8 protein-coding genes are annotated in these 4,062 nt (G+C 40.5%); 6 read left to right on the forward strand and 2 right to left on the reverse strand.

Features of this window, described 5'->3' with window-relative positions; all coding sequences use genetic code 11:
- Positions 1-250 precede the first annotated feature (250 nt).
- Together F9817_RS23470 and F9817_RS23475 are read right to left on the reverse strand one after the other, a co-directional pair.
- Positions 251-529 carry a type II toxin-antitoxin system RelE/ParE family toxin gene (locus F9817_RS23470; protein WP_161158627.1) on the reverse strand — a complete coding sequence of 93 codons (279 nt, stop codon included), beginning with the start codon at positions 527-529 and terminating at the stop codon, positions 251-253.
- Entirely contained in the window at positions 526-807 is a 282-nt protein-coding gene (locus tag F9817_RS23475) for a type II toxin-antitoxin system RelB/DinJ family antitoxin (RefSeq protein WP_161158628.1), read from the reverse strand. Before F9817_RS23475 ends, F9817_RS23470 begins: the two co-directional genes overlap by 4 nt.
- A gap of 170 nt (positions 808-977) precedes the next feature.
- Between F9817_RS23475 and F9817_RS23480 the strand changes: the two genes are divergently transcribed.
- The 6 genes from F9817_RS23480 to F9817_RS23505 all read left to right on the forward strand — a co-directional run bounded on the left by F9817_RS23480 (position 978) and on the right by F9817_RS23505 (position 3,958).
- A complete protein-coding gene (locus F9817_RS23480) occupies positions 978-1,358 on the forward strand; it encodes a DUF4440 domain-containing protein (RefSeq protein WP_161158629.1) in 381 nt (126 codons plus the stop codon).
- The gene (locus F9817_RS23485; RefSeq protein ID WP_161158630.1) at positions 1,342-1,506 is read left to right on the forward strand and encodes a hypothetical protein; all 165 of its coding nucleotides are present in this window, start codon (positions 1,342-1,344) and stop codon (positions 1,504-1,506) included. The genes F9817_RS23480 and F9817_RS23485 overlap by 17 nt, the downstream gene beginning before the upstream one ends.
- Complete coding sequence (locus F9817_RS23490; protein ID WP_202436576.1) at positions 1,496-1,981, forward strand: GNAT family N-acetyltransferase; 486 nt, start codon at positions 1,496-1,498, stop codon at positions 1,979-1,981. The genes F9817_RS23485 and F9817_RS23490 overlap by 11 nt, the downstream gene beginning before the upstream one ends.
- Positions 1,982-2,070: 89 nt before the next feature.
- Complete coding sequence (locus F9817_RS23495) at positions 2,071-2,646, forward strand: phosphoglycerate mutase family protein (protein WP_161158632.1); 576 nt, start codon at positions 2,071-2,073, stop codon at positions 2,644-2,646.
- Positions 2,647-2,737: 91 nt separating this feature from the next.
- Positions 2,738-3,316: an O-methyltransferase gene (locus tag F9817_RS23500; protein ID WP_161158633.1), complete on the forward strand. Its 579-nt coding sequence runs from the start codon at positions 2,738-2,740 to the stop codon at positions 3,314-3,316.
- Positions 3,317-3,439: 123 nt separating this feature from the next.
- Entirely contained in the window at positions 3,440-3,958 is a 519-nt protein-coding gene (locus F9817_RS23505) for an alpha/beta fold hydrolase (protein ID WP_161158634.1), read from the forward strand.
- The last annotated feature ends 104 nt before the right edge of the window (positions 3,959-4,062 follow it).

Consider the following 4,062-nt stretch of genomic DNA (forward strand, 5'->3'; position numbering starts at 1 on the left):
GCGTGATGAAATCGAGTTGCCTCTACTGGTTCGAATGTATTGTTATGAGCATCGAATGCTTTTCGCATGCATATTCGTAATCAGTAGAAGCATGTTCCACCTTTCATTGGTTTTGGTAAACCAGAAGTTGTGGAATGGAGTAACTATAACTCGCTCTAATGGATGCATTCACATCAAGTAACTGTGGTTTGATATTATCATCTTGTGGTGACTATCGTAGGCTTAACGTTAGTTGCTTATCCAGCTTCAGCTATTCAATTGGGAATTTTTGCTTTTGATGAAGAACACGCATAATTCGAATATTAGAACCATCAAAAAAATAAGAAACGATCATTGATACTTCAGGAATAATGAGTAATCGACCTTGAATTCCATCACGTTGAACTCCCATTAATGGTTGTTCATTAAGGTTTTCAACTTTTTCTTCAATAATGTCATCAGTTCTTTCAGCCACATCAGGGTTAAAGTCGTACAGAAATTCAAAGATTTTTTCGCGGTCGTTTAAAGATTCTTCTTCCCAGTAAATCATTGACCTTGCTTACGGATTTTTGCTTTGCGTGCAGCCATACGATTTTTGGCAGATTCCTGGTCAACGAATACAGCTCGCCCAGAATCAAATTTATCAAATGCGAGATTAACTTGTTCAGTTAGCCAAGCATCATGGGATAATGCTTTACGTTGTTGTTCAGCGAGTTGTTCAGTGAGCTCTCGGCAAGCATCACTAAGAGTTCGACCTTGGCTTTCAGCCATTTGTTGGGCTAAATGTTTTGTTTCTTCATCAACACGAAATTGAATTCTTGTATCCATGAGTCACTCCTGAATTTGATGTGTGTACAAATGTTAGCACTGGCATTGGTGAAGGACAACTAACAATCCACAGCAATTGGCGCAGTTAACAATGGCAATTGTGGTTTAAAGTCATTTATTCGCTCGTAGTGCGTAATAGAGTGAGTCGTTAAACAGTAAAAGGAGCTGCGGTGGAAAACATCAGGGAAATCCAAATTCGAAATTTAGAAGAACTATTGTGTAAAGCAATGCTGGAATCTGACACAGTTGCCTTGGACAAATTGTTGTCATCTCATTTAATTTTTACGAATCATTTAGGTCAGGTTCTCGGTAAAAAAGACGATTTAGATGCGCATAAATCAGGTTTACTGCATATATCTAATATTTCGGTCGATGAGCAGCAGATCAAATTACAAATGGATACGGCTGTCGTGGTTGCTAAGGTAACAATCTGTGGCAATTATGATGGTCATCCTGCAAACGGGACATTTCGCTTCACTCGAGTTTGGCAAAATATTAAAGATAATCACTGGGAAGTAATAGCTGCCCATTCGAGTGTCATTACTGCTTAATAAGGCGCAGCAGATACGTTTAATTAAGCGAGTGCTGTTTAACGTCAAATACTCACAGGTGAAATGGTTAGGTGCTGCTGTGCAAGTAGAGTCAGCGACACTGTTTGCTGTGTTACCGACAAGCAGTAATTTTAGTTATGGAGAATAAAGTGAATGTAAGGAAAGCGCTCAAGCAAGATGCCAGTAAGTTACTAGAGCTTATTGAACACAAAGCAGAGTTTGACCGTAGTATGAAAGGGTTCAACGGCAAAATTTCCACGACTAAAGAGAAGATAGAGCGAACCTTATTTGGGGAATATCCGTTTGCTCACGCGTTGTTATTGGAAGTCGATGGCAATGTTGAGGGTTTTGCCTTATTTCATTATCGCTATTCTTCGTTCCGGGGTGAGCCGTCAATTTGGCTTGATGACTTGCTAATCATGGGTGAACATCGATCAAAGGGATATGGTGCTAAACTTATGTATGCTTTGAAAACAGAAGCAGAAAAATCGTTAATTTCTCATATTTCATGGACAGCGAGTCCATACAACACCAAAGCACATGATTTCTACAAGAAGTTAGGCGCAGAAGTTGAGCGAATGGATGCTCAGCGCCCATATTTCCGTTGGGCAATGTACGATTAACAAGACGTGGTAATTGACCTCGTTCTGTCACGAATTTGGGGCCCCAAATCTTATGCGGCGTAATGTTTACATGACACTCTGGAGTCTTTTTGAAAATTACATTAGTACGGCATGGAAAACCAAAGGCAAGTGTGAATCCAAAGGTGAGTGCAGTAGGTTTTGCTAATTGGGTTAGAGCCTATAATCGTTCATTGGTTATTTCGAGTAGTAAACCTTCAGAAGAATTGTGTAAAAGAATTAATGGTAGTTATACGGTTTCTAGTGACTTAAATCGCGCTCGACATTCTACTGAATTATGCGCAGGTAAATCGCCAGATTTGATACTGAGAGAGCTGAGGGAAATGGATATTCCAAGATTAAAATTACCTTTTTTCATATCCGTTGATCATTGGCTTATTCTATCTAGAATTTGTTGGTTTTTGGGAATATCAGGTAAGAGCGAATCATTTAAAGTTGGTCGACAGAGAATAATATCGGCAGTTGATCTTCTTGTAGAACAAACGTATAAAAATAGCCATATAACCGTATTTGGTCATGGGCTCACAAATCGTTTTGTTGCCAAAGAATTGAAGCGTAGAGGCTGGCGCATTCAGCAAAAGAGTAAAGGTTTTTGGGGCACGATAGAACTAGTAAATATAACAATACGAACCAACAAACCCGAATAAGTTGGGTGTATGTGGTTTAACGTTTTCGGTTTGTTCAGGCTGCAAGTAAAGTGCTGCTTGCTTAGCGTCATTAGGTTACAAGGAGGTTTGTATGAATGAAACAGTAGAAATTTACCCAAAACAATATGAAAAAATACTGAAAGCAACACAGGACATTGGTTTTCGTCAGTTATCAGAGTTACCCATCGGTCCGTTTCTATCGGCTTTAGCTGCCAGTAAGCAATCAGGGAGTTTGTTAGAGTTAGGGACTGGTACTGGGTTATGTACTTCATGGCTTTTACATGGAATGTCGGCAGATTCAACGTTAATTACGGTGGATAACTCGGCAGAAAATATCGAAATTGCTCGTCACTATCTTAACTCCGATCCACGAGTTGATATTGTTCTATCTGATGGAGAGGACGTTATTGATCGCATTCCGCCATTATCGGTCGATCTAATATTCGCTGACACTTGGCCAGGTAAGTACTATTACCTAAACGAAGCTCTAGCTTGTCTTAAAATTGGCGGCTTCTACATTATTGATGATATGAAAATTCGCGCGGATTGGTCCGAAGAACACAATAGTAAAATTCAACGTTTAATCGATCACTTATCACAGCGTGACGATCTCGCTATTGCGAAGCTATGTTGGTCCACAGGTATAGTCATGTGCGTGAAAGTCGCTTAACAAGGCACTGCATCAGATGCGTTTTATCTTGTCCCATTTTTACTAGGTTAGGTTTTTATTGTTGATTAAGTGCAATACAGCTTATCTTGGCGTTATAGTGTGTATACATATGGTACAAATGGTATGGAAGATATTGAAAAAGAACGCTTTGAAGCATCTGAATTAATCAAAAAACGTTATCCACCCATAGAACCGTTTAATTCAGGGATGTTAGATGTCGGTGATGGTCACTGCATCTATTGGGAAGAGGTTGGTAACCCAGGAGGGGTACCTGTAATATACCTTCACGGTGGACCGGGTAGTGGTTGTGGGCCTGGTTCTAGACGTTATTTCGACCCTAAAGCATATCGCGCGGTACTGTTCGATCAGCGTGGTTGTGGGCGTAGTGTTCCACTTGTTTCTGAGCCTAACGCGGATCTGAGAGTGAATACGACCGATCACCTCGTGGCTGATATTGAAGCACTGCGCGAGTATCTCAAGATTGATAAATGGGTTGTCGTCGGTGGTTCCTGGGGAGTGACGCTTGGCCTTGTCTATGCACAACGTTATCCTAAGCGAGTCATCGCGATGGTCCTAGGGTCGGTAACAATGGGGACGCGTCAGGGCAAACGCATGAAACCCCTTGGTTTTAAAGGCCTGTAGAAAAGGTTATTTTTGAAGAGTCGCTCAGTTTACCATCATCAAATAAACCTTAACTCACAATAAGTTAATTGATCATGATGATCAACAAGTTCCTTATTATGACT

This window comes from Vibrio eleionomae (genome assembly GCF_009874545.1).
GTDB classification, from domain to species: domain Bacteria; phylum Pseudomonadota; class Gammaproteobacteria; order Enterobacterales; family Vibrionaceae; genus Vibrio; species Vibrio nitrifigilis.

Excerpts from the sequence above, each read along its gene's own strand:
- F9817_RS23490 (WP_202436576.1), top strand. The coding sequence starts at position 1,496 with ATGGAGAATAAAGTGAATGTAAGGAAAGCGCTCAAGCAAGATGCCAGT.
- F9817_RS23475 (WP_161158628.1), bottom strand. The coding sequence starts at position 807 with ATGGATACAAGAATTCAATTTCGTGTTGATGAAGAAACAAAACATTTA.
- F9817_RS23470 (WP_161158627.1), bottom strand. The coding sequence starts at position 529 with ATGATTTACTGGGAAGAAGAATCTTTAAACGACCGCGAAAAAATCTTT.
- F9817_RS23500 (WP_161158633.1), top strand. The coding sequence starts at position 2,738 with ATGAATGAAACAGTAGAAATTTACCCAAAACAATATGAAAAAATACTG.
- F9817_RS23505 (WP_161158634.1), top strand. The coding sequence starts at position 3,440 with ATGGAAGATATTGAAAAAGAACGCTTTGAAGCATCTGAATTAATCAAA.